General features: G+C 29.8%; 23 protein-coding genes and 1 pseudogene. 3 read left to right on the forward strand and 21 right to left on the reverse strand.

Annotated elements, in window-relative coordinates:
- The 17 genes and pseudogenes from K8354_RS05575 to K8354_RS05655 form a co-directional block, all read right to left on the reverse strand.
- Window positions 1–846, reverse strand: a complete 846-nt coding sequence (locus K8354_RS05575; RefSeq protein WP_223446132.1) for a metallophosphoesterase — start codon at window positions 844–846, stop codon at window positions 1–3.
- A complete protein-coding gene (locus tag K8354_RS05580) occupies window positions 846–2,822 on the reverse strand; it encodes a sensor histidine kinase (RefSeq protein ID WP_223446134.1) in 1,977 nt (658 codons plus the stop codon). The genes K8354_RS05575 and K8354_RS05580 overlap by 1 nt, the downstream gene beginning before the upstream one ends.
- A 76-nt stretch (window positions 2,823–2,898) precedes the next feature.
- Window positions 2,899–3,990: a hypothetical protein gene (locus K8354_RS05585; protein WP_223446136.1), complete on the reverse strand. Its 1,092-nt coding sequence runs from the start codon at window positions 3,988–3,990 to the stop codon at window positions 2,899–2,901.
- 454 nt (window positions 3,991–4,444) lie between these two features.
- Window positions 4,445–5,299 carry a substrate-binding domain-containing protein gene (locus tag K8354_RS05590; RefSeq protein WP_223446138.1) on the reverse strand — a complete coding sequence of 285 codons (855 nt, stop codon included), beginning with the start codon at window positions 5,297–5,299 and terminating at the stop codon, window positions 4,445–4,447.
- Window positions 5,300–6,169, reverse strand: coding sequence for a nucleoside phosphorylase (locus K8354_RS05595; protein WP_223446140.1), 870 nt, complete (start codon window positions 6,167–6,169; stop codon window positions 5,300–5,302). It lies immediately after the preceding gene.
- Entirely contained in the window at window positions 6,170–7,114 is a 945-nt protein-coding gene (locus K8354_RS05600; RefSeq protein WP_223446142.1) for a DUF1835 domain-containing protein, read from the reverse strand.
- Between the two features lie 49 nt (window positions 7,115–7,163).
- Entirely contained in the window at window positions 7,164–7,487 is a 324-nt protein-coding gene (locus tag K8354_RS05605; RefSeq protein WP_223446144.1) for a translation initiation factor, read from the reverse strand.
- A 120-nt stretch (window positions 7,488–7,607) separates the two neighbouring features.
- Window positions 7,608–8,558, reverse strand: a complete 951-nt coding sequence (locus K8354_RS05610) for an isopenicillin N synthase family dioxygenase (protein ID WP_223446146.1) — start codon at window positions 8,556–8,558, stop codon at window positions 7,608–7,610.
- 117 nt (window positions 8,559–8,675) lie between these two features.
- The gene (locus K8354_RS05615; RefSeq protein ID WP_223446148.1) at window positions 8,676–9,380 is read right to left on the reverse strand and encodes a DUF6048 family protein; all 705 of its coding nucleotides are present in this window, start codon (window positions 9,378–9,380) and stop codon (window positions 8,676–8,678) included.
- Window positions 9,361–9,816 (reverse strand): DUF6452 family protein, encoded by a 456-nt coding sequence (locus K8354_RS05620; RefSeq protein ID WP_223446150.1) that lies wholly within the window; start codon window positions 9,814–9,816, stop codon window positions 9,361–9,363. The genes K8354_RS05615 and K8354_RS05620 overlap by 20 nt, the downstream gene beginning before the upstream one ends.
- Before the next feature lie 4 nt (window positions 9,817–9,820).
- Window positions 9,821–10,117 (reverse strand): 4a-hydroxytetrahydrobiopterin dehydratase, encoded by a 297-nt coding sequence (locus tag K8354_RS05625; RefSeq protein WP_223446152.1) that lies wholly within the window; start codon window positions 10,115–10,117, stop codon window positions 9,821–9,823.
- A 183-nt stretch (window positions 10,118–10,300) separates the two neighbouring features.
- A pseudogene (locus tag K8354_RS05630) lies at window positions 10,301–10,546 on the reverse strand (23S rRNA (uracil(1939)-C(5))-methyltransferase RlmD); the annotation flags it as partial.
- A complete protein-coding gene (locus K8354_RS05635; RefSeq protein ID WP_223446154.1) occupies window positions 10,531–10,839 on the reverse strand; it encodes a type II toxin-antitoxin system RelE/ParE family toxin in 309 nt (102 codons plus the stop codon). The gene K8354_RS05635 and the pseudogene K8354_RS05630, both read right to left, overlap by 16 nt.
- A 1-nt stretch (window position 10,840) precedes the next feature.
- Window positions 10,841–11,065, reverse strand: coding sequence for a type II toxin-antitoxin system ParD family antitoxin (locus tag K8354_RS05640; RefSeq protein WP_223446156.1), 225 nt, complete (start codon window positions 11,063–11,065; stop codon window positions 10,841–10,843).
- 101 nt (window positions 11,066–11,166) lie between these two features.
- Window positions 11,167–12,621 (reverse strand): 23S rRNA (uracil(1939)-C(5))-methyltransferase RlmD, encoded by a 1,455-nt coding sequence (gene rlmD, locus K8354_RS05645; protein ID WP_223446158.1) that lies wholly within the window; start codon window positions 12,619–12,621, stop codon window positions 11,167–11,169.
- Window positions 12,622–12,722: 101 nt separating this feature from the next.
- On the reverse strand, window positions 12,723–13,418 hold the full coding sequence (locus K8354_RS05650) for a YiaD family glycine zipper/OmpA-like lipoprotein (RefSeq protein ID WP_223446160.1): 696 nt from the start codon (window positions 13,416–13,418) through the stop codon (window positions 12,723–12,725).
- 18 nt (window positions 13,419–13,436) lie between these two features.
- Window positions 13,437–13,916, reverse strand: coding sequence for a hypothetical protein (locus K8354_RS05655; protein ID WP_367890422.1), 480 nt, complete (start codon window positions 13,914–13,916; stop codon window positions 13,437–13,439).
- 502 nt (window positions 13,917–14,418) lie between these two features.
- Between K8354_RS05655 and rocD the strand changes: the two genes are divergently transcribed.
- Together rocD and K8354_RS05665 are read left to right on the forward strand one after the other, a co-directional pair.
- Window positions 14,419–15,699 (forward strand): ornithine--oxo-acid transaminase, encoded by a 1,281-nt coding sequence (rocD, locus tag K8354_RS05660; protein WP_223446161.1) that lies wholly within the window; start codon window positions 14,419–14,421, stop codon window positions 15,697–15,699.
- 99 nt (window positions 15,700–15,798) lie between these two features.
- Window positions 15,799–16,248, forward strand: coding sequence for a DUF5362 family protein (locus K8354_RS05665; RefSeq protein WP_223446163.1), 450 nt, complete (start codon window positions 15,799–15,801; stop codon window positions 16,246–16,248).
- A 51-nt stretch (window positions 16,249–16,299) separates the two neighbouring features.
- Here the strand turns inward: K8354_RS05665 and K8354_RS05670 are convergent, their stop codons facing one another.
- The 4 genes from K8354_RS05670 to K8354_RS05685 form a co-directional block, all read right to left on the reverse strand.
- Complete coding sequence (locus K8354_RS05670) at window positions 16,300–18,912, reverse strand: AsmA-like C-terminal region-containing protein (protein ID WP_223446165.1); 2,613 nt, start codon at window positions 18,910–18,912, stop codon at window positions 16,300–16,302.
- A gap of 385 nt (window positions 18,913–19,297) precedes the next feature.
- Complete coding sequence (locus tag K8354_RS05675; RefSeq protein WP_223446167.1) at window positions 19,298–19,615, reverse strand: CCC motif membrane protein; 318 nt, start codon at window positions 19,613–19,615, stop codon at window positions 19,298–19,300.
- A gap of 10 nt (window positions 19,616–19,625) precedes the next feature.
- Window positions 19,626–19,913 (reverse strand): DUF2752 domain-containing protein, encoded by a 288-nt coding sequence (locus K8354_RS05680; protein WP_223446169.1) that lies wholly within the window; start codon window positions 19,911–19,913, stop codon window positions 19,626–19,628.
- Between the two features lie 6 nt (window positions 19,914–19,919).
- On the reverse strand, window positions 19,920–20,243 hold the full coding sequence (locus K8354_RS05685) for a YbaB/EbfC family nucleoid-associated protein (RefSeq protein ID WP_223446171.1): 324 nt from the start codon (window positions 20,241–20,243) through the stop codon (window positions 19,920–19,922).
- 141 nt (window positions 20,244–20,384) lie between these two features.
- On the opposite strand from K8354_RS05685, the gene K8354_RS05690 reads away from it, so the two are divergent.
- Window positions 20,385–22,499: a S9 family peptidase gene (locus K8354_RS05690; RefSeq protein ID WP_223447602.1), complete on the forward strand. Its 2,115-nt coding sequence runs from the start codon at window positions 20,385–20,387 to the stop codon at window positions 22,497–22,499.
- Window positions 22,500–22,633: the final 134 nt, after the last annotated feature.

The raw sequence follows: 22,633 nt of genomic DNA on the forward strand, positions 1-22,633 counted from the left end.
TTACGTTATTTTTTCTAATTTAAAAACTGTTATTTCTGGCCTTACATTAAATCGTATTTGATGTAGGTTTCCTAAAGCTCTATTAATATAGAGTGTTCTGCCTTCTTTTAAAGTAATTTCTCCAGCAATATATTCTTTGTTTTTTACCGGTAAAATAGGCGGATTTAAAAAAGGAGGTTTTACTTGACCACCGTGTGTATGCCCTGCTAAAATCCAACCTTCATAGTTGTTCCAAACATCTAAATCACAAACATCTGGGTTGTGACATAAAACCACATTAGCATTTTTAGCATTGTGTTTGTTCATTATTTTTTTAGGATTAAAATTTAATCCCCAAAAATCATCCAAACCAATAATATGCAATCCATTGAAATTATATTGCTCATTTCCCAAAATTTTTATTCCCGCATTTTCTAGGATAGCAGTAATGGTATTTGCCACATTTTGTTCCGACCAATTATGACCATAATCATGATTTCCTAAAACCCCTGCAGTTCCTAATTTCCCTTTTACAGCATGTTTAAAAACTTCAGCTAATTTGGCAGCTTGAGCTTTGTCTCCATGATCAACAAAATCTCCGGTATATACTACAAAATCTGGATTGTATGCTTTTGCTTTTACAAAAGAGTCGATTATATATTGATAATTAAACCGATTACCAATATGAATATCACTAATTTGAAGGAGTGTTTTTCCAATTAAATTTTCAGGTAGATTTTTTATGGGCATTTTTTTATGAACAAATTCTAACCAAAAAGGTTCAATTTGCCAGGAATAGGTGCCGCCAATAAATCCTAACCCAAAAGTTGCGATAAGTGCTTTTTTAATAAATTTTCTTCTTTGCATTAATAATCTGTTTTTAACGGAATTTTGAACCAAATTTTAGTTCCTTTAATTACAGAATCTTCGATAATTTCATCAATAGAAAATGAATTTTTTGTTGTAATATTTTCTATTCTCTCTTTAAATACTTTTAAAGCTACCGAAATATGATTAGAATTTTCTTTTCTTTTTTTCGATTCCCGAATTCCTATGCCATTATCAAGGATTAAAAAATTTAAAAAATGATGTTTTACCTCAAACTTTATGATGATTTTTCCTAAAGTATTTTTTTGAAATGCATGCTGGATACAGTTTTCTATAAAAGGTTGTAGAAGCATAGTCGGAATTAAAATTTCATCTGCGTCAATATTATTTAAATTTGTTTCTATATCATAAGTAAATGATTTAGAACTCATTCGTTGCTCTAACTCAATATAATTTTTTAACAGCTTAATTTCTTCTTGTAAGGTAATTTCTTCTTTTCTAGAATTATTTAAAATACCTCTTAACAAAACTGAAAATTTTGAAATAGTCGTATTTAACTCTTCGGTTTTACCCGAATTACCGAGGGCTTTAATTCCGTTTAAAACATTAAATATAAAATGTGGATTCATTTGCAATTGCAACGCTTTTTGCTCTAAAGACAATACTCGATTTTTTACTTTTAATTTGTTTAGTTTTTCTTGATGATTCTTATGAATCTTTCTTAAATAGTAATCTAAAGAGAGATAACCAATCAATAATAAGGAAATTATACACGTAAAAATAAACCATGCTTTTTGATAAAAAGGAGCCTCTACTGTAAAAGAAAGAGATTTCATGTTACTCTTTTTATCTTCTATTTTAGATTGCACTTGAAATTGATATCTGCCGCTAGTTAAGTTCGGAAATTGAACGGTATTGTTTTTTGACCAAGGAGAAAAGCCATTCACCAATTGATAACGGTATTGTATTTTTTTAGGCTTTAATAGATTCACAGATTTAAAAGTGATCGCAATATTGTTATCAGAATTTAAGAATTTTATTTTTTTATTGAATAGTAAAGAATCTTTATATTGATGATTTACTGCCAAATGCTCAAAGTGAATTGTTGGTTTTTTTTCAAAGCTAGTGAATTGATTTGTTGTAATTATTTTAGACAATCCTTTATTTGTGGCAATCCAAGTAGTATTTAAATTATCTTTAAAAACGTTTGCTATAGAGTTGGTATTTAAAGAGTTGTACTTGTTTATTTTTTGTTTAAAAGAAAAGGAGGGAAGCACAAAAACTTCTATTCCGTCTGATTTTGAAGTTACCCAAATTTCATTTTTTAGTTTTTTTACTGCCGTTATATTTTCTAAAGTTGTAATTTTTTGTACTACAGACTTTCCATCAATGATATATAAACCATTTTGTAGACTTGCTGCAATCATTCTATCCTCAAATTTTTCTAAAGAAATGATATTTTCTTCTAAAACTTTATAAATGTTTTTAGGTTTTAGCAAATCATCTAATTTCCATAACCCATTGTTAGAAGCTATATAAAAGGAATTCTCATAAAAAATTAGATCATTAATTATAGAGAAATCTAATATAGAATTAATTTTAATAGGTTGCAGGGAGTTTTCTTTTAAAAGATAAATTCCCTCTGTGGTGCCAACAAAAATATTTATATGATTAGAAAATATTTTTAGGACTTTTTTAGATTCAAAAATTTGCTCTTTCGACTTGTTTTTAATGAATAATCCGTTTTCTAAACCAGCATAAATAATCTTGTTTTTAATGAAAATACTATTGGTTTTTAACTTGTTAATCTGAGAGAAATCATTTCCATCAAATTTTACCAAACCTGCATGAGTAGCCATCCATAAATAACCAATTTCATCTTGTGTTAGATCATAAATGATATTTGTGGGCAAACCATCATCCGTAGAAATATTTTTAATGCTTGTTTGTTGCGCATATATCTGAGCGCTAAAAAGTAGGATAAAAAAATAATTAATTTTCGTATTAAGAGACATAAAACAAACTTACTAATTAAAACGTCATGATACCATATTTTGTATAATGACGTTTAAAAAATTACCTTTCTACGGCTTATTTCATGGCATACAAACGCTTATTATTGGTGTCTGGTTGTATGTATCGTAGTTCTCCATAAGGCTTAATTAATGGTTTTAAAACTACTAAACCTGTCGATTTTCCTGTGATGATTAAGGTGCTGTTTTTCATTCTGTAGGTCCATCTAAATTTTTCAATAGGAATCTTTAATTGCTCCACTTTTGCATATAAAACTTCTTGTTGTTCTATAAAATCCATGAGTTCTTCTTGAGATTGGAAGGTTGGTACTTCATCATCTGAATTATGGTAATCTAATTCAAATTTTAATGGAATTAAAAATTGAGTGGTATATGCTTCGCCTACAAAACGTTCTTCTTCATTTTGAAGTGCTTCATACCAATTGATGTCTTTTTCTTCTGGATATTTATTGGCAATTTCTTTGGATAAATCTACTTTACCAGGAGAATTGGCAGTTGGATAAAATACATAATGAGGTTTTGCTAAATAGTGATTTGAAAATTCACCATTAAAAATTGAAAAATAAGGGGATGCCAACACATTTGGTAATTCATGAGCACAAAAAGCATCTCTAAAAGCACTCATTAATTCCTTATTCTCACCAATACCATTAGCATGAAAAATAATTTTTGTGTTTTCATTTACACTTTCCTGTAAAATAGGTAAAGTACCTTTGTTGATGTTTTCTCTTAAGGTTTCTGTGGTTACCTTTTCTCCATGAACAACGGTTTCTAAGGTCATGCCTTTAAAAGGATTGCTTTTATTTACAATATGAATTTCGCCATACGGATCTTTAGATCCATTTCTATTGAGCCAATTAATAATTTCTTCTACAGAATATTGATCTTCTACAATTTCGAATTTTTTCTCTTCAAAAAAGGCTCTTGCAGCATCATAATAGTGTTCATTTCCTTGGTCAAAACCAGTAATAAAAACCAAAGGCTTTCTGGTAATCACTTCTTCTTGTGTTTTAAAATCTATCGAATTTTCTAAGGCTAAAGAAGCTACTTTATCCTCTTTACTAGTTGCTGTGTCCTTACAATTTACAAAAAGACTGGATGTTAAAATTAGGGCGGTTGCAAATACTGCTTTTCTAAGTGTGGTTTTCATAATATTCATGTTTTTATTGTTATACACTGTAAATGTAAAACTGAATTGAAGCAATATTTTGGCTGTTCTAGAATTCGTATTTCATGAATTAGAATTCGTGCATTTTTAGTGCAATTCCTATTTTAACGGATTGATTTCAGCATTTAAAAGTTTAGTTGCATTTATGACTTGATTCCAGCATTTAATACTAATTCTGCCTTGAAATTACTATACAATAAAATGAAAACAAATCTAAAACAGAAAAATCCGCTTTAAAACGGATTTTTAAAATCGATATTCGTAAAAAAAATTACGTTAAATTAGTCTTTTATACGATTGTTTGTGTAGTTGTTGTATTGTCTGCTAAACCACATGAATGTGAAGTGCTTCTACAAGAAGAAAGACAAATAATGCCTAGAATACAAACTAGTATAAATAATAATTTTTTCATGCTATTTTTATTTAAAATTTAATTTTATAAATTTTTGATGAAATCTCCTGAATTTCTCTTCTCATTGATAACGTTAAATTTTATCATTTTATTTTGAATGCGAGTAATTAAGTTTTTAGTGATAGGAGAACCATCATTCCATTCCGTAATTTTTAACCAGTCTTGAATGTCTTCTAATTGTTGCTTGTATCTCTTTGCCAATGTTTTATCAATAGCATCAATTTTTTTAAAGTCTTCTGTTTCACTATTTATAATCGCTAAAACTTTTTTTATTTCATCAGAATTATTTTCTAAAACTTCATTTCTAACAGCAATTACAAAACAAGGCCAAGGAGTTGGACAATCATCAATCCTTCTAAAAGTACCATTATCTACAAACGGTTTTGTTGTAAAATGTTCCCACATAAAATAGTCTGCCTCCCCATTTGTAAGTGCATCAATTCCTCCTTGCAAATTGCCAATGACTTTAAATTTTAATGCATCAATATCCCACCCTTGATTGTGTGCGTTTACGATTGCCATTAAATGAGAGCCCGAACCAAATCTACTAATTGCAATCGTGGCATCCTCTAAATCTTCAATTTTTTTGAAAGTAGATGATGCGTTTACATGGATTCCCCAAATTAGAGGAGTTTTTACATACGTTTGTACAATTTTAGACGGATTTCCATCAGCAATATCTTTAATAATTCCCTCTGTTAAAACAATCGCGATATCAACAGAACCATTTCTTAACGCTTTGCACATTTGTCCGGTGCCCCCATGATAATCTTGCCAACGAAGATTGATATCGTGTTTATGATACTCTTTATTTTTAAGGGTAATGTACCAAGGATAGTTAAAATGTTCTGGAACACCACCCACTTTAAGGTTCGTCATTTATTCAACTAATTTTTGCAATGTATATTCAATTAAATCTATAACAATTTTACCAGGGTTCTCACTAAAAGTACCATTTGCTCTATTCGCAATAATTGCATTCATAGAAACAGCATTGTGCCCCAATAATTTACACAAGCCATAAATTGCAGAAGTTTCCATCTCTAGATTCGTAATTTTATTTCCATTAAAATTAAAACTATCAATTTTATGATTTAAATTCGGATCTTGAATTGCTAACCTTAAAACCCTACCTTGAGGGCCATAAAAACCACCTGCAGTAGCGGTAATTCCTTGATATACTTTTTTTGATGCCATCTTATTTGCTAATGTATCACCATTAGAAATTACTATAGGATAACTTTTTTTAGAACTCCAATTGGTATGTTTTACAAAAGCAGCTTCAATTTCAGGATTAGAAATTTCATCTATTTGATAAGAATGAAGCAATCCATTTAAATCTAAACCATGAGAACTTAACAGAAAAGAATTAATAGGAATTTCTTTTTGGAGAGAGCCAGAGGTTCCGATTCGTATAATATTTAAGGAGGTATGATTTTTCTTGATTTCTCTAGTTTCTAAATTAATATTCACCAAAGCATCTAATTCATTTACAACAATGTCTATATTATCAGGACCAATACCCGTAGAAATTACCGTTAATCTTTTTCCTTTATAGTGGCCTGTAGCTGTTTTAAACTCTCTTTTTTGAGTTGTAAATTCAATAGAATCAAAATATTGTGTAATTTTATCCACACGATCTTGATCTCCTACAAAAATAATAGTCGAAGCAATATGCGCTGGTTTTATATTTAAATGATAAACACTTTCATCAGGATTTAATATTAATTCAGATTGTTTTATCGGCATTTATGAAGTAATTTGTAAAAGTTTTTTGGATTCGTTTTGGTATAAGAAACTATATTTTTTTGAGCCTCCTAGATAAGAAATATCATTTCTTATTTGTCCATAAAAATTAAGCTGATTTTCTAAAACTTCTTTTCCTTTTTGCGAAAGCTTTACCGGATTAAAGGAAGAAAAAAGTTTACCTAAATCATTGATGCTATGCTCATATTGAATATCACCAAAACCAAAAACGTTTTTTTGTTTTGTTAAAATAGAAATGAATTGTTTTTTTGAAGTAATTTTTTGATTATCTGCAGTTTTTAAAATAGTGTTTTCAATAGTATTCAGTCCGTTTTTGATAGATGGAAACCGTTGTAAGTGAGCCTCTATTGCCGATGCTAAATATTGAAAAGGTGACATCGGATTAAATTTATAAACCGTTTCTAAGCGCAAAGGAGAATCAGAACAATATAATTGCCAAATATAATCTGCATATGCAATGTCATCTTTTGTAAGCTCAATTCTATTTTTAAAATGACTTTGTATTTGTTTTTCATTCAGTTCAGATAAACCAAACATTTTTTTTGAATTTCCAACTTTTCCGCTGCAAACTAAAGAAATATGATATCCTTCTCGGTAGCGTTTTAGCCAACTAATTATGGCTAGCATGTTTATTTGACAAAACAAGTCATACTCAAACCACAAAACAATTTCTTTTGGATTCTTTTTCTTACAAAGGCTTCTATATTCTTTTAAAGTATAATCTATAAATTTTTGTTTACTAACTTTATAAGTAGTTTTAAAAAAATCGAACCTATTTCTCCAAAAATCTTCACTTCCAACATCACTAGTTGTTTTTCCTTCGCAAAGCATTTCTCTCCAAGTAATAAAGTCTCCTGAAAACTTTAATTTCTTAAGATAATTGGTTGTACTATCTCCGTTTGTTATGTGCAAAATTGAACTCTTCATAATCTAAAAATAATGATTGTACTATTATACTGATATGTATTGCTGATCATCAGCCACCAACACGTTTTACTTTAAAGCCTTTATCCTTTAATAGGGTCATTATTTGATCCCTAAAATCACCTTGAATAATTATTTTATCATCTTTAAAACTACCACCAACAGAAAATTTTGTTTTAATTTCTTTTGCTAATATTTTAAAGTCTGAAGTTGCCCCCGTATATCCTTCTATAATAGTAATCGGTTTTCCTTTACGTTTTTCATACTTGCAAAGAATTGGGTCGTCTTGTAACCATATTGTTGATTTTTCGACTTCTGGTTCAATCGTTTCCTCATGATCTGGAAATAAATTTTTTAACTGATCTTTGAAATCCATAATAGCTATTTTAGTTTCCTCGAAGGAAAAAAATCATAATATAGTACTCATAATTTAAATGAGATTATTGTCTTTATTTTTATTGTAAACCTACGTGTTCCTTTGCTCGCTGAGAAAAAGTTAGGATGGTCGTAAACCTAATTCTTTTAAACGTTCCTCTAAAAATTCTCCTGCAGTTATATCATCAAACTGTTTCGGATTTTTTTTATCAATACAATTCTCTAAAACATCTAGTTTCATTTCAGAAACAGGATGCATAAAAAACGGAATAGAGTACCGCGAGGTTCCCCACATTTCTTTTGGCGGATTCACCACTCTATGAATCGTAGATTTTAATTTATTGTTACTATGTCGAGATAACATATCTCCCACATTAATCATCAACTCATCGGGCGCTGCCATAGCATCAATCCAATCTCCTTCAAGATTCTGAACTTGCAATCCTTTTCCTTGGGCGCCCATTAATAAAGTTATTAAATTAATATCTCCATGCGCTGCTGCTCTTTCGGCACCTTTTGGCGCTGTTTTTATAGGCGGATAATGAATAGGTCTTAAAATACTATTGCCGTTTTTAATATACGTATCAAAGTAAGTTTCTTCTAAGCCTAAATGCAATGCCAAAGAACGCAAAACAAACTTGGCTGTTTTTTCTAACATTTGATAGGTTTCTTTGCCAACTTTATTAAAATTTTGTAATTCTTTTACCTGAACATTTTCAGGATATTCTTCTGAATATTTAGATTCCGAGTCTACATACTGACCAAAGTGCCAGAATTCTTTTAAATCACCCTCTTTTTTTCCTTTTGCAGATTCTTTTCCGAAAGAAACATAGCCTCTTTGCCCTCCAATTCCTGGAATTTCATATTTTTCTTTTATTGAAGTTGGTAAATCAAAAAATTGCTTAATTTCTGAATATAAACTTTCAACCAATTCATCATTTAAAAAATGACCTTTTAAAGCTACAAAGCCAATGGTTTCATACGCATGACCAATTTGGTCTATAAATTTTTGTTTTCTGCTTTGATCATCCGATAAAAAATCGGCCAAATTAACGCTAGGTATTTTGTTCATTCTAGTTTAAATTTTGAAAACCTTAAAGTTACAAAAAAAAATGATTTTTAAATTTATAAATATAATAAAGCTCTTAATATGTTTTTATTTTGAAAAATTTAGAGATTTTCTTGGGTATTATTTTTTTGTAAACGGAATTAAATAACTTAAAGTGTAATTAAAACCAAAGCCCGTTCCACTTTCAAAAATTCTATTAAAGCCAGGGGAATACAAGGTTTTAAAGTTTTCAGGTTCTTTTACACTCATTAAAATTTTATATGAAACACTGATACTTACAAATAAATTATGATAAGTTTCTACTTTAAGACCTACTAAAAATTCTGACCATTGTGCATTTAATGCAGATGCTGTGGTGGGCGTTAAAATTGTATTTGCAGGAAAATAATTGGTGTTTACATTTGGGGTATAACTGTTTAAAGTCTGATCAAAAAGACCAATCCCGTAACGATAACCCGTAAAAATTTCGTTATTCATATCTAACCAATTCTCATAGGCATTGTAGTTAAACCCTACCCGAAAGTAATTTCCTTTTGCGGTTGAATTTGTATAATCTTCAATAGATGTTTTTTCCTCAAAACCAAATTCTGCAGCAATATAAAATTTTTTAGAAATACGATAATCACCAACAATTTCCAAACCATCATAAGCACTGGAGATACTCCCTAATATGGGTTTACTAATATCAATTCCTAAACGAATTCCGTAAGGAGATTTATAAATAATAGAATCTTTAGGGATGGGTAATGTTTCTTTTTTTTGTGCTTGCCCCATTACATTAACAACCACAAAAAGAAAGAGAATACTAATGAAATATTTGTACATGAGCTTCATTTTGCTGGTCTATTGTTGTTAAAGTTTCTGGAGTAAAATCGGTAATCCAAGTGTTATCCGATGAAAACCTCAAATCATTAAAAATCACTTTAAAACCACAAGAGCGAGAAACATATTCCTCTTGAGGAGTATATTGTACTGTAAACTGATTCACAACATTATTTTTAGAGAAATTATAAATAGTTTCTGTTGCCAATCCATTTAAAGGAATTACCAAAGAATCTGTGCTTATATCACTAAAAATACTGTCTTTTCCTTCTGCCCAAACATAAAAAGTATTCACCTCTTTTAATGTTTCTCTATTGCTTGCATCATAAAAACGAACAATTAATTTGGGAGTAATCGGATTTTGAATACAAAAATCATCTTTTTCACAAGCTGAAAAAATGATAAAAATTAGGAATATAAAAAGCAGAATTTTTTTCATAAGATTAGTCTTCCTCTTCAACTTCTACAATTAGATTAATGGCCTCCGCTAGTTTAAAATCTAATTCGGTTACACCATTGGCATCATGCGTAGTTAAAGTAATGTCTAAGGTATTGTAAATGTTTGTCCATTCCGGATGATGATTTAAAGCTTCACATTCAAAGGCAATTCTGTTCATAGCAGACATACAATCTTTAAAGTTGTCAAACTCAAAATCGGTATGCAAAGCATCATCATAATACTCCCAATCTATAAGATTTTCTAATTTTTTGTTTATTTCGAATTCTGTAAGTTTTTTCATTTTTAATAAATTTTTATTTGATTGGCTATTTAATGATACCTTTAATGATTCTATATTTTTATTTGTTTCCTTTTGAATTTCTTGACAAATTTACAAATTTGATTAGTTTTCTAATTTTTTATCTTCCTAAAGTGTCATGATTTTAAGAAATAAACCTTAATCCTTTTTAAATTATAATGTCATTTAACACTTCTTAAACAAAACCACCGTTTCTATATGACTTGTATGCGGAAATTGATCTACCAAACTTATTTTTTTAATTTGATATCCCGCTTCTCGCAATAGCTCTGTATTTCTAGCTTGCGTTGCTGGGTTGCAAGAAACATACACCATTCTTTCTGCATATAAATTGATGATTTTTTGCAACGTTTTTGGTGCAATTCCTGCTCTCGCAGGATCTAAAATAATCGTTTTTATTTTATTTTTAAATGTTTTGGCATATCTCTACTTCCATGCAATACTCTAATAATTATTAAATTATTGATGTCTATTTTATAAAAGATAATATGTTTTTTAATAGGGATACTAAATACGTTTTCTTTAATGTCATTTCTTAATCTTCCTAAATTTGGTTGTTTGCATAACTTCAAAAATAGATCTTCAATATTTAATAAATATACTATCGCTTGTTCTTGGTTATGCCTTTGTTCTGTATAATCAAAGATATCTTCTAAATCAGCATCCGTTTCATTTGTTAACTCATAATTTTTGATAATAGGCATACTATTTATTACGTTTCGAATCTATAATATCCTGAACAGTACGTTTACTTATTCCACTTTCAAACCCTTTGTCAATAGCTGCTTTTAAATCGTTGATAACTTTATTTCTATAAATTGTATGAAGACGTAATGCATCTCTAATAACTTCACTGTTATTTTGATACTCTCCAGATTTTACTTGAGTAGTTATGTATTCTTCTTGTTGCTTTGTAAAACTAATATTCATAATGTTAACTTATTTGAGCTATAAAAATAGGAATAATATCTATATTTAGCAAATATGGATATTTTTTCGATTTAAAATTTTATTTCTAAACCAATAAACATTTAACACTTCTCAAACAATACTACAGTTTCTATATGACTTGTATGCGGAAATTGATCTACCAAACTTATTTTTTTAATTTGATATCCTGCTTCTCGCAACAATTCTGTATCTCTGGCTTGTGTTGCTGGGTTGCAAGAAACATACACCATTCTATCCGCATTTAAATTGATGATTTTTTGCAACGTTTTTGGTGCAATTCCTGCTCTCGCAGGATCTAAAATAATCGTTTTTATTTTGTCTTGATATTCTGGATGCGCCGTTAAGAATTTCCCAACATCCGCAGCATAAAACTTTAAACCATCTATATTGTTTCTTTTAGCATTTTTTTGAGCATCTTCAATAGCAGATGCCACAATATCAACGCCTACTATTTTTGCATTATTGCTTTTAGAGGCTACAATTTGTCCGATAGTTCCTGTTCCACAAAATAAATCCATTACAACAGTATTGTCAACTTTAGTAGTGTCTTCTAAAACATATTCAACAACTTTATGATATAATTTCTCTGCACATTTAGGATTGGTTTGAAAAAAGCTTTTCATACTGATTTCAAAATTTAAACCTAACAATTCTTCTACTATTTTGTCTTTACCATAAACAAGGTTTACACTTCCTGAGGTTGCGATGGTTCTATCGCCAGTTTCGTCATTAATAGTATGCAACAAACCTGCTAAACGTTTTCCGAAAATTTCTTTTAGAAAGTTGGCAAATTTATCCAAATCAAACTTGTTTAAATCTGCAGAAGTAGTCACCAAATTACATAACAACTCGTCTGTTTTAAAAGATTTACGAACTACAAAATATCGAAAGAAACCTGTTTTTTTTGGTCCATGCCAAGGTTCTAAACCCGTTTCTTGGCAATATTTTCTAATATCTATAAGATGATCCTCCATTTGTTTATCAAACAATCCAGAATCTTTGTTTAAATTATCGCCCATCCACCAAACACCACGTCTTTTAAAACCGAGTGTAAATTCGTCTTTGTCTGTTTTGTTAATTCTATCATAACCAATGGCAGAGAAACCATATTCCATTTTATTTCGATAATGAAACACGTTCGGCGATGCTATAAATTCATCAAATAAATCTTCAATATTTTCAACCTTACCAATACGTTTAAATAAAGATAACGTACTTTCTTTTTTATATTGATGTTGTAATTCTATTGGCAATTGAATATAAGGTGCACCAGGAATATCTTGAAAAGGAACTTCAACTTCATCTTTCGAAGGCTCAAGAACATCAATTAATTTAGCTTCTGCATAATTTTTGCTCGTCTTGCTAATTTGCGCTTTTACCAATTGACCTGGCAATGTATTCGGAACAAAAACGACAAAGCTACCTTCGTCAGATTTTATTCTTGCAATTCCTTTTCCTCCAAAAGCGTAATCCTCAATTTGTAATTCTAAAACTTGATTCTTTTTTACAAATTTATTTCGTTCTCTACGTGGCATTTTCTGTTATTTATAGGCTTGCAAAATTAGGTAAAATATAGTGTGATAAAACAAAAAAACTACTCAATTGAGTAGTCTTTTTTACCGAAGAAATCTTTTATTTATTGTTTTACTTCTTTTTTAGCTTCTTGAATCATTTGTTCATTGGCAACAATGGCAAATTCTACACGTCTGTTTTTACTTCTACCTTCCGCCGTTTCATTTGTTGCAATAGGATCATTAATCCCCATTCCTTTTGTTTCAAATCTAGCAATATCAATACCATTGGATGCCAAATAATTTTTTACGGAGTTTGCTCTTTTTCCTGAAAGCACCTGATTAAATTCAACAGGACCTGTGCTATCCGTGTAGCCGTAAATAATAATATTTGTATTTTCATAATTGTTAAAAACAGGAACTAACTTCATCAAATTTGCTTTTGATGTTGATGATAAAGTTGCTTTATTGGTGTCAAATCTAATGGCGTTTTCACCTAAAGTTAACATAATACCTTCGCCAACTCTTTCTACTTCCGCTCCTGGTAAAGCTTCTTTAATTTCGCGGGCTTGTTTGTCCATTTTGTTACCAATAATACCACCAGTAACGCCACCGATAACGCCCCCCAATATAGCACCTAATTCAGAATTTTTTTTGTTACCAACATTGTTGCCAATGATACCGCCAATAATTGCTCCTGCTGCGGTGCCAATACCGGCACCTTTTTGAGTGTTATTTGCATTTTGAATAGCTTTACAAGAAGTAAATGTGCTTGCTGATAAAAGTAAAGCAACAAAACTATAAATTATTGTTTTTTTCATGATGTGTTTTTATTAAAATTATTTTCTTCGGAATGAATAGGTTATGTTTTTTAGATCGCCTGCAACGTTAATGGTATCCACTAAATCAAAACTGGTTGCTGTTACATTTTTTACAGCTAAGACAAAACCGTTGTTCACTTCTTTTGCCTTGTAAGTGTTAATTATTTTTAAGATAAAATTTCCATCTTTGTTGATGTACCAAGTGATGGGAGAACTAAAATCTTTACAGTTACTATTCATGCTGTTCAATTTCATTTCACCTTTGTTGTTATTAGAAATAAAGCTCCAATCGCTGCCAATAAAACAATTAGAATCTTCTAAATTAAATGAATTTACCTTTAGATAATCCGATCCTGGAAAATTTATGGTGCTAATAGTCCAATTTCCTTTTAACATTCGCTCAGTTTTTTGATCTAATTTAGTATTTACTGTAGATGTTGATTTACAAGCAACAAATGCCGTTAAAAGTATCAAAATACATAATTTTTTTTTCATCATTTTTAATTATATTATTTTTTAATTATTATATAAGTATAATACGTCTTTTTTTTAGATTTAGCACTAGAACACAGAAAATATAAATAGTTAATTCAAAATTGTTTAATTATTGAATTATGCATGTTTAATGTAGTTGTTGAATTTAGAATACTTTTTATTTTAATAAGTTCTTTTTCCATGAAATCCCCTTTAAAACAATAATTTTATCTTCTTTTTAATGGTTAATCTTTTACAAGTCAATTATTTCTGTAATAAGCAGAAAAGAAGCCAAAAGAGTATGACTACTTTCAGAGAATATTTAGACTTAAAAAAACGGAAATCAACTTTTTTTTGACAAAGATAAGAAGTCCTTTGCTTCAGTAATGTTGGATACACTTTTTTTTTATTACTTTTGTTAAACTCCGAGGATGATTTCTTTCCCACGCTGAATTTTCGAAACTTTCGAAAGGATAAAGGTAGAACAGGAATGGTTATTTCATTATCTATATTTAAAACTTAAAAAATGACTGTTTTAGACAAACTAACTTCGAAAGAAGCAATTGAATTAGAAAACAAACACGGCGCGCACAACTACCATCCACTTCCTGTAGTGTTGAGTAGAGGAGAGGGCGTATATGTTTGGGATGCAGAAGGTAAAAGATATTATGATTTTTTATCGGCATATTCTGCTGTAAATCAAGGGCATTGTCATCCTAAAATTGTGGATGCCATGACAAATCAAGCAAAAACATTAAGCTTAACTTCAAGAGCTTTTTACAATGATATGCTCGGTAAATATGAAAAATTTGCAACCGAACTTTTTGGTTTCGATAAATTATTACCCATGAATACAGGGGCAGAGGCTGTAGAAACTGCTTTAAAAATTGCTAGAAAATGGGCATATGAAGTAAAAGGAATCGATGAAAATAAAGCGGAGATAATTGTTTGTGAGAATAATTTTCACGGAAGAACAACTACCATTATCTCTTTTTCTAATGATGCAGTTGCAAGAAAAAACTTTGGTCCTTATACCAACGGATTTATCAAAGTAGAATATGATAATTTGAAAGCGTTGCAAGACGTATTAGAAAATAATAAAAATATTGCAGCATTTTTAGTAGAACCCATTCAAGGTGAAGCGGGTGTTTTTGTTCCTTCTGAAGGATATTTGGCAGCAGCTAAAAAAATGTGTGCAGATCATAATGTATTATTTATTGCAGATGAAGTTCAAACAGGAATTGCTAGAACTGGGCGTTTATTGGCAACCTGCGGAAATTGCGCCTGTCCTGATAAAAATTGTTCTGGTACACCAGAAGTAAAACCAGATATTTTAATTTTAGGAAAAGCTTTAAGCGGCGGGGCATATCCTGTTTCTGCTGTTTTGGCAAACGATGCGGTGATGAACGTAATTGGTCCTGGAAATCATGGTTCTACATTTGGTGGAAACCCTATTGCTGCTGCGGTTGCAATTGCTGCATTACAAGTAGTAGCTGATGAAAAATTAGCCAATAATGCAGATAAATTAGGTGTTATTTTTAGAGAAGAACTAACTAAATTTTGTGAGAACAACGACTTAGTAAAATCCGTTAGAGGTAAAGGTTTGTTAAATGCAATTTTAATAAATGACACTGAAGACAGTTCTACTGCTTGGGATATTTGTATAAAATTACGTGATAATGGATTGTTAGCTAAACCTACTCATGGAAATATTATCCGTTTTGCACCACCTTTAGTCATGAATGAAGAACAATTAAGAGAATGCATTGCTATTATTACCACTACAATTTCTGACTTTAATAAATAAATTTTTAAACAACGAAAATTAACAAAGCTGCAAACTTTTTCTATAAGAGAGAGTTTGTGGTTTTTTTATTATTTTTGAGAACACAAATTGAATAAAATCATGCCAAATCCTATTACACAATTAGAGCAGTTAACCTTAAATTCAAATTCTAAAAGTTTTTTAAGAGAAATATCTAAATGGACTTTTTTCTTTGCTATTTTGGGTTTTTTAAGCAGCGCATTTTTAATAATCGCTGCAATTTTAATCGCTACAATGTATGCGCCAATGTTTGAAGTATTAGGACAACAACAGGGCATTCCATTTTTAGGGTTCGTAGGGGCTGCTATCTATGCAGTTTCTGGTATATTGTATGTGGTACCTGTTTGGTATTTATTTCAATTTTCTAGAAAAATGAAATTAGCTTTAGCCACTAAAAATGACGACACGCTTGCAGATGCTTTTATGATGTTAAAATCTCATTTTAAATTTATCGGAGTTTTTACGATTATAGTTATTTCTTTGTATGTGCTTTTAATTGTTTTTTCTTTGGTAGTCGGTTCTCTCATATAGTTTTTTGAACGCAGCTCAATAGCAATTACTTAACTACCGGTTTCTATCAATTTATTCTTGTTTGCCTTTTACAGTATCTTTTTTCTTTTTGCCAAAAAGTCCACCTAAAACGTCTTTAACTTTGTCTTTTGTTTTATCATGGGTTGTTTTTGTAGAATCTTTGGTTGTAGTGCCAATTCCTAATAAATCGGTTAATTTATCTTTTCCCTTATTGAGTAAGCTTTGCTTTTGTTTTTCAACCAAATCTTTTATCAAATTAGAAGTAGCATCTTTTATATTTGTTGCTAAAATCGGATTCGTAAAACTTCCTGTTAGATTTGCTTTTACAGGTACACTTTTTATTTCGGCAGCATCTTTTGATGATAATTTTTTGAGTACCCCTGTTACTTCAGATCCTAAATATTTTACAGGAACATCAAACACAATAGTATAATTCATTGAATTGTCAAAACTATGATTTCCAGATATTTCCATCCCAATATCTTTATATTTTAACGGAATTGGTTTTACCGTTACTTGTCCGTTATCAAAAGACAAAAAAGCATTAATGCCATCTAAATTTAATTGATTTACATCTAAAAAAGATACTTTATTACTCAATAAACTTAATGCTTTAGAGTTGCTTGCTTTTAAAGCAGGATTTAATAATTTGCCAAATAAATCACCAGAAATGGTTTTTAAATTTGGGGTCATATTTTCATTTAAATTTCCAGCAACTTTAATCGTAGAATTTATTTTGCCTTCTATGGTTTTAGCAATAGGCGCAATCGATTTTAGCATTTCTAAGTTTCCAAAGGACTCTGCAATATTCAGTTTATCTAATTTTAAATCCATTTTAAAGGTTGATGTTTTTCCCTTGGTAGACACTTGTCCGTCAAAACCAATCTTTCCTCCGAAAACATCAGACTTTAAATTTTGAAGCGTTACGGCTTCGTCTTTTACATACATCGTTCCAGAAACATTGTTTAAAGTAATGTTATCATAGATTACTTTTTTTGCATTTGCCGTAAATTTGCAATCTAAAAACGCAGGAATTTTTAAAGAGGTTGTGCTAGTTTTAGTTTCTTTTTTATCCGTGGCTAAAAAATCAGAAACTTTAAAGTTGTTAGAATTTAAATTAAAATTTCCTTTTAAAACTTCGTCATTAAATAAGAAGCCATAAAAATTATTTAAATTCCCGTAGATGGTCAAATCAGAACTTCCTGTTTTAGCATCAAACTCATTAAGTTTAATTGTATTTGTATTAAAACTGATAGCGGTTTTATGAATGTAAAAAGGATTTGCAACATCTTTATCGTCATATTCAAAATTAGTAACGGTAATAGTACCTGTATTTTTTATGTTTTCATAAGCTTCTTTTTCAATAGAATTCATATCGAAACTAGTGGTAATATCAGCGTTTAAAATGCCAGCCAACTTATTTTTTAATGCACCTGCATATACTTTTTGAATATTTTCCAAATTTATAATTCCTTTTGCAGTTAAATTTACTTTCGGATTCGTGGTTAAATTATGCATATTGGCATTGGCAGAAAATACATCTTCATCAATTTTAAAATTTAACTTTTCAATTTGTATTGAGGTGTTTTTAGCATATCCTGTTTTGTTAAAAATTGTTGCATCGATGTTGATGTTTTGTACCGATTTTGGTAAATCATCATATTTAAATAGGGCGTTTTTTGAGGAAAAAGAAATGTCAAAAGCAGGAATTGTATTTGCAGACAAAACACCTTTTACGGTGCCTTTTAAATCGAAATTACCTTCGGTTTTTATGGTTTCTAAATTACCAGAATATTGTTTTGGCAAAAGTGCTAATAAATTTTTAAAAGAGGAAGTGGGCGTTTTAAAATTTAGGTCATATACTTGGTTTTCATTCACTAATTGAACAAAACCATCAAATTCTAAAGGCAGTTGATTGATGGTTCCTTTATTTTCTTTAAACCTAAATTTGCTGTTTTTTAGATCAATTCCTAAAATGGCATCCAAAGAAATAGCAACATTGTTTATATAATTTACGTCTCCAAAATCAAACGATAAATTTGCTTTAGAAGTAGTCTCTAAATCTAAAATATCTTTGGCGAAATTTCCTTTTCCTGTATGATTGATATTTTCTAATTTCAGAGTCATATGGCTACTTCGGTCAATATACCTAAAGGTCATGTTTTTAAGTGCATATTCTTGAATATCAAGTGAAAAAGACTCATTTGTTTCGGCAGTACTTGTATTTTCTTTTTGAATAGCAATATCATAATTCCCAATATCTTCTTTATTAAAAATAATATTTACTTGTCCGTTTTGACTAGTAATACTATTTAATGCAATGACTTCATCGGCATTTTTAAAAAGTTCTGTAATTTTCATGCTAAAATTTAGTGATTTTGCACTGTATAGCGTGTCGCCTAAAAAAGGTGCTTTATTTACAACTGCAATGTCAGCAACGGTAATACTTGCTAAAGGAAAATCTTGAAACAAACTTAAATCTACTTCCTTAAAAGTAACGCTAGCGTTAATGCTGTTGTTAATTGTATTGGAAACCATTTGTACAATTTTATCTTTAAATAAAAAAGGAATGGAAACTAGTCCAATTATTAGAATTAGTAAAATAGATATTACCCATTTTATATTTTTTTTTCCTGTTGATTTTTTCTTATTTTTTATATTCATTCTTTTAAAATAGATGCATTTGCATGAAATACAAAATTACAATATCTGTTTCAAATACAGTATTGAATACTATTTATCATTTAAAATTATAGGTATAAGTTTTATTATTTAGGCTATTACCTTGATTTTTAATCAAAAAAAACCTTCTAATAAAGAAGGTCTTTATGATTTCTAATAACGTTTAGCGTGTAAATAAATTGAACTATTTTTTTGATTTATTGAAATTAAAAAATCATGATCGTACCATTTGTTAAGGTGATTTTTTACATAAAAAGTAACCGAAAAAGATACTTTTTTGTGATCTTATGTATCTTAAATTAAGTAAGTTAAGTATTTATAATATGATCAGCTTCAAGAAGTAATTGAATGCTATTTGATTTTAATCTTAGCCTTTGAATTGCTCTAGAATGCTATTAAAATCTTCCATAAAAACATCCCAATCCATTGTTAAAAACTTATATATGTTGAATGCAAAATAAAGACCATTGATAATTAAAGTAATCATTGCAAAAGTTTTTGCAGTTGACATGCCATTTATATCATCAATATCATATTCTTCTGGATTTAAAGTAGCTTCTTTTAATTTTTTATGAGCAATTAAAAAAGAAGGAAGCGCTAACAAAATACCAAGACCTGCAAAGCAGCAACATAATAAACTTATAGATGATAAAATATAAATTAGGGTAGTTTTCAGCTTTTTCATATGATTTTTTTTAAAGATTTAGCTTTATCAAGTAACTAATAATCATAATAGATAAATTTAAATACGCTAAACTGCTAATTATTTTTTTTGATTTTTGAAACTTTACTTTCGTATTAATAACAATAAATAAAAATAAAGCGATTAAAGTAAAAATAGCAGGATACATTTTAAATGCAGCAATAAAATCGCCATGAATAACCAATAGAAGAGATCTTTGCAACCCGCACCCCAAACAATCAAACCCAAAAAAGGTTTTGCTTAAGCAAGGCAACATATATTCTTCTAAATTAAAATTCATACAATTTTACTTAAATAAATCCATTCCAGGAATATCAGGCATTCCGTTTTTTGCTGCAGCTGCCATTTCTTGTTCATTCATTTGAGCGGCTTTTGAAAGCGCTTTATTTAAAGTAATAACTAAATAATCTTCTAATTCTTCTGCATCTGCAAGTAAAGAATCATCAATGGTAATTGCTTTTATCTCGCTATTGGCAGTCAATTTAATTTTTATTTTTCCGTCTACAGAAGCTTCATCAATCAAAACCGAGTTTAATCTTATTTTTGTTTCTTCTATTTTTTTTTGTGCATCTTCTAATTTCTGTATCATTCCAGACATGTCTCCAAACATACTATTTCTTTTTTAAAATAATGAAGTACAAATTTAGTGAAATCAACAAGAATTTTTGTCTTTCAAAAATGAAAAATATTTCTTTTATCCTTATTTATTAGTCTTATTTTTACAGCCGCTTGTAAAAATAATACGACAATGATGAAGAGTACCGATGCAAAGTTTCCTTTAGCAGAAAAAATACCCACTGAATTAATCAAACATGATGATGTAAGAATAGACAACTATTTTTGGATGCGTTTGTCTGATGATCAAAAATTAGCAGAGATAAAAGATGACCAAACTCAAAAAGTAGTTAATTATCTAGAAGCTGAAAATGAGTATTATGATAAATTAACAGCGTATACAAAGACTTTTCAAGAGGGATTATTTCAAGAAATGAAAGGTAGAATTAAAGAAAACGATTCTTCTGTGCCGTATAAAGACAATGGTTATTTTTATATTACACGCTATGAAACCGGAAAGCAATATCCTATTTATAGTCGTAAAAAAGAAACTTTAGCAGCAGATGAAGAAGTTCTTTTTAATGTAAATGAAATGTCTAAAGGCCATGATTATTATCAATTAGGTGGTTTAAATATTTCTACGAATAATAAATTAGTTGTTTTTGCAGTTGATACGGTGAGTAGAAGGCAATATATTCTACGGATTAAAAATTTAGAAACAGGAGAAATTTACAAAGATATTATTGAAAATACCACGGGAGGTTCTGTTTGGGCAAATGACAACAAAACCATTTTTTACACGAAAAAAGATCCTAGAACGTTAAGAAGTGAGCGAATTTTTAGACATATTTTAGGAACACCAACTTCTCAAGATATTGAAGTATATCACGAAAAAGATGAAACTTTTGGAGTCTATGTTACAAAATCTAAATCTAAAAAATATATTTTTATTGGTTCTTATAGCACGCTTGCTACGGAGGCACAATATTTAGATGCAGACAACCCAACAGGGCAATTTACCATACTACAAAAACGTGTTAAAGATTTAGAATACAGTGTGGCGCACTATAAAGATCACTTTTATTTTTTAACGAATAAAGACGGTGCAACAAATTTTAAGTTGATGAAAACCCCTGTGTCTAAAACAACCAAAGAAAACTGGACAGATGTTATTCCGCATAGAGCAGACACGTTGTTAGAAGATTTTTCTATTTTTAAAGACTATTTAGTTTTAGAAGAACGTGCTGGTGGCTTAAATAAAATTCGCATTAAACGTTGGGACGAAAAAGAAGATTATTATTTGCCTTTTGATGAAGAAACGTATGCTGCTGGGGTTTATGGAAATCCTGAATTTGATACCAATATTATAAGATATTCCTATAACTCTTTTACCACACCGAGCTCTGTAATCGATTTTGATATGAGCAATCAATCTAAAGAAGTTAAAAAAGAACAAGAAGTTTTAGGAGGTAAGTTTCATAAAGAAAATTATATAAGTAAACGTGTTTGGGTAACTGCAAGAGACGGCAAAAAAGTTGCTGTTTCTTTAGTATATCATAAAGATACAGCGTTAAACGAAAACACTCCATTAATGCAATATGCTTATGGTTCTTATGGTGCAACAATTCCAGATAGCTTTTCTACCACACGCTTAAGTTTGTTAGATAGAGGTTTTGTATTTGCTTTGGCGCATATTAGGGGTGGTCAATATTTAGGACGTGAATGGTATGAAGGCGGTAAAATGCTCAATAAAAAAAACACCTTTACAGATTTTATAGACTGTTCTAAATATTTAATTGATAATAAGTATACTTCGGCAAAACATTTATATGCCATGGGAGGCTCGGCAGGAGGATTATTAATGGGTACGATAATCAATATGAATCCAGAATTGTACAATGGTGTTATTGCGGCGGTTCCTTTTGTTGATGTTATCTCTACAATGTTAGATGATACTATTCCACTAACCACCGGAGAATATGACGAATGGGGAAATCCGAATGAAAAGGTCTATTATGAGTATATAAAATCTTATTCGCCATACGATCAGGTAACCGCAAAGGCATATCCTAATATGCTAGTAACTACTGGTTTTCATGATTCTCAAGTACAATATTGGGAACCTGCTAAATGGGTTGCCAAATTGCGCGAACTAAAAACTGATAATAATATATTAATGTTGCATACCAATATGGAAACAGGTCATGGTGGCGCTTCCGGACGTTTTGAGGCTTTAAAAGAAACGGCGCAAGATTATACGTTCTTTTTAGCATTAGAAAATAAATTAGACTTGGATACGATTAAGCCTTAAAATGAATTCCTAATTCAATAAGGTTGTGTATTTTTGTCCCCGGTTGTAAAAAAAGAATTGTCTTTCAAAAGGTGATGAAGCAATCCCTAAAATATAAAAAATAAATTCGTCATTTTTACTGAAATCAATTTGGT

Origin of the sequence: Polaribacter litorisediminis, assembly GCF_019968605.1 — a bacterium.
Taxonomy (GTDB): Bacteria; Bacteroidota; Bacteroidia; order Flavobacteriales; family Flavobacteriaceae; genus Polaribacter; species Polaribacter litorisediminis.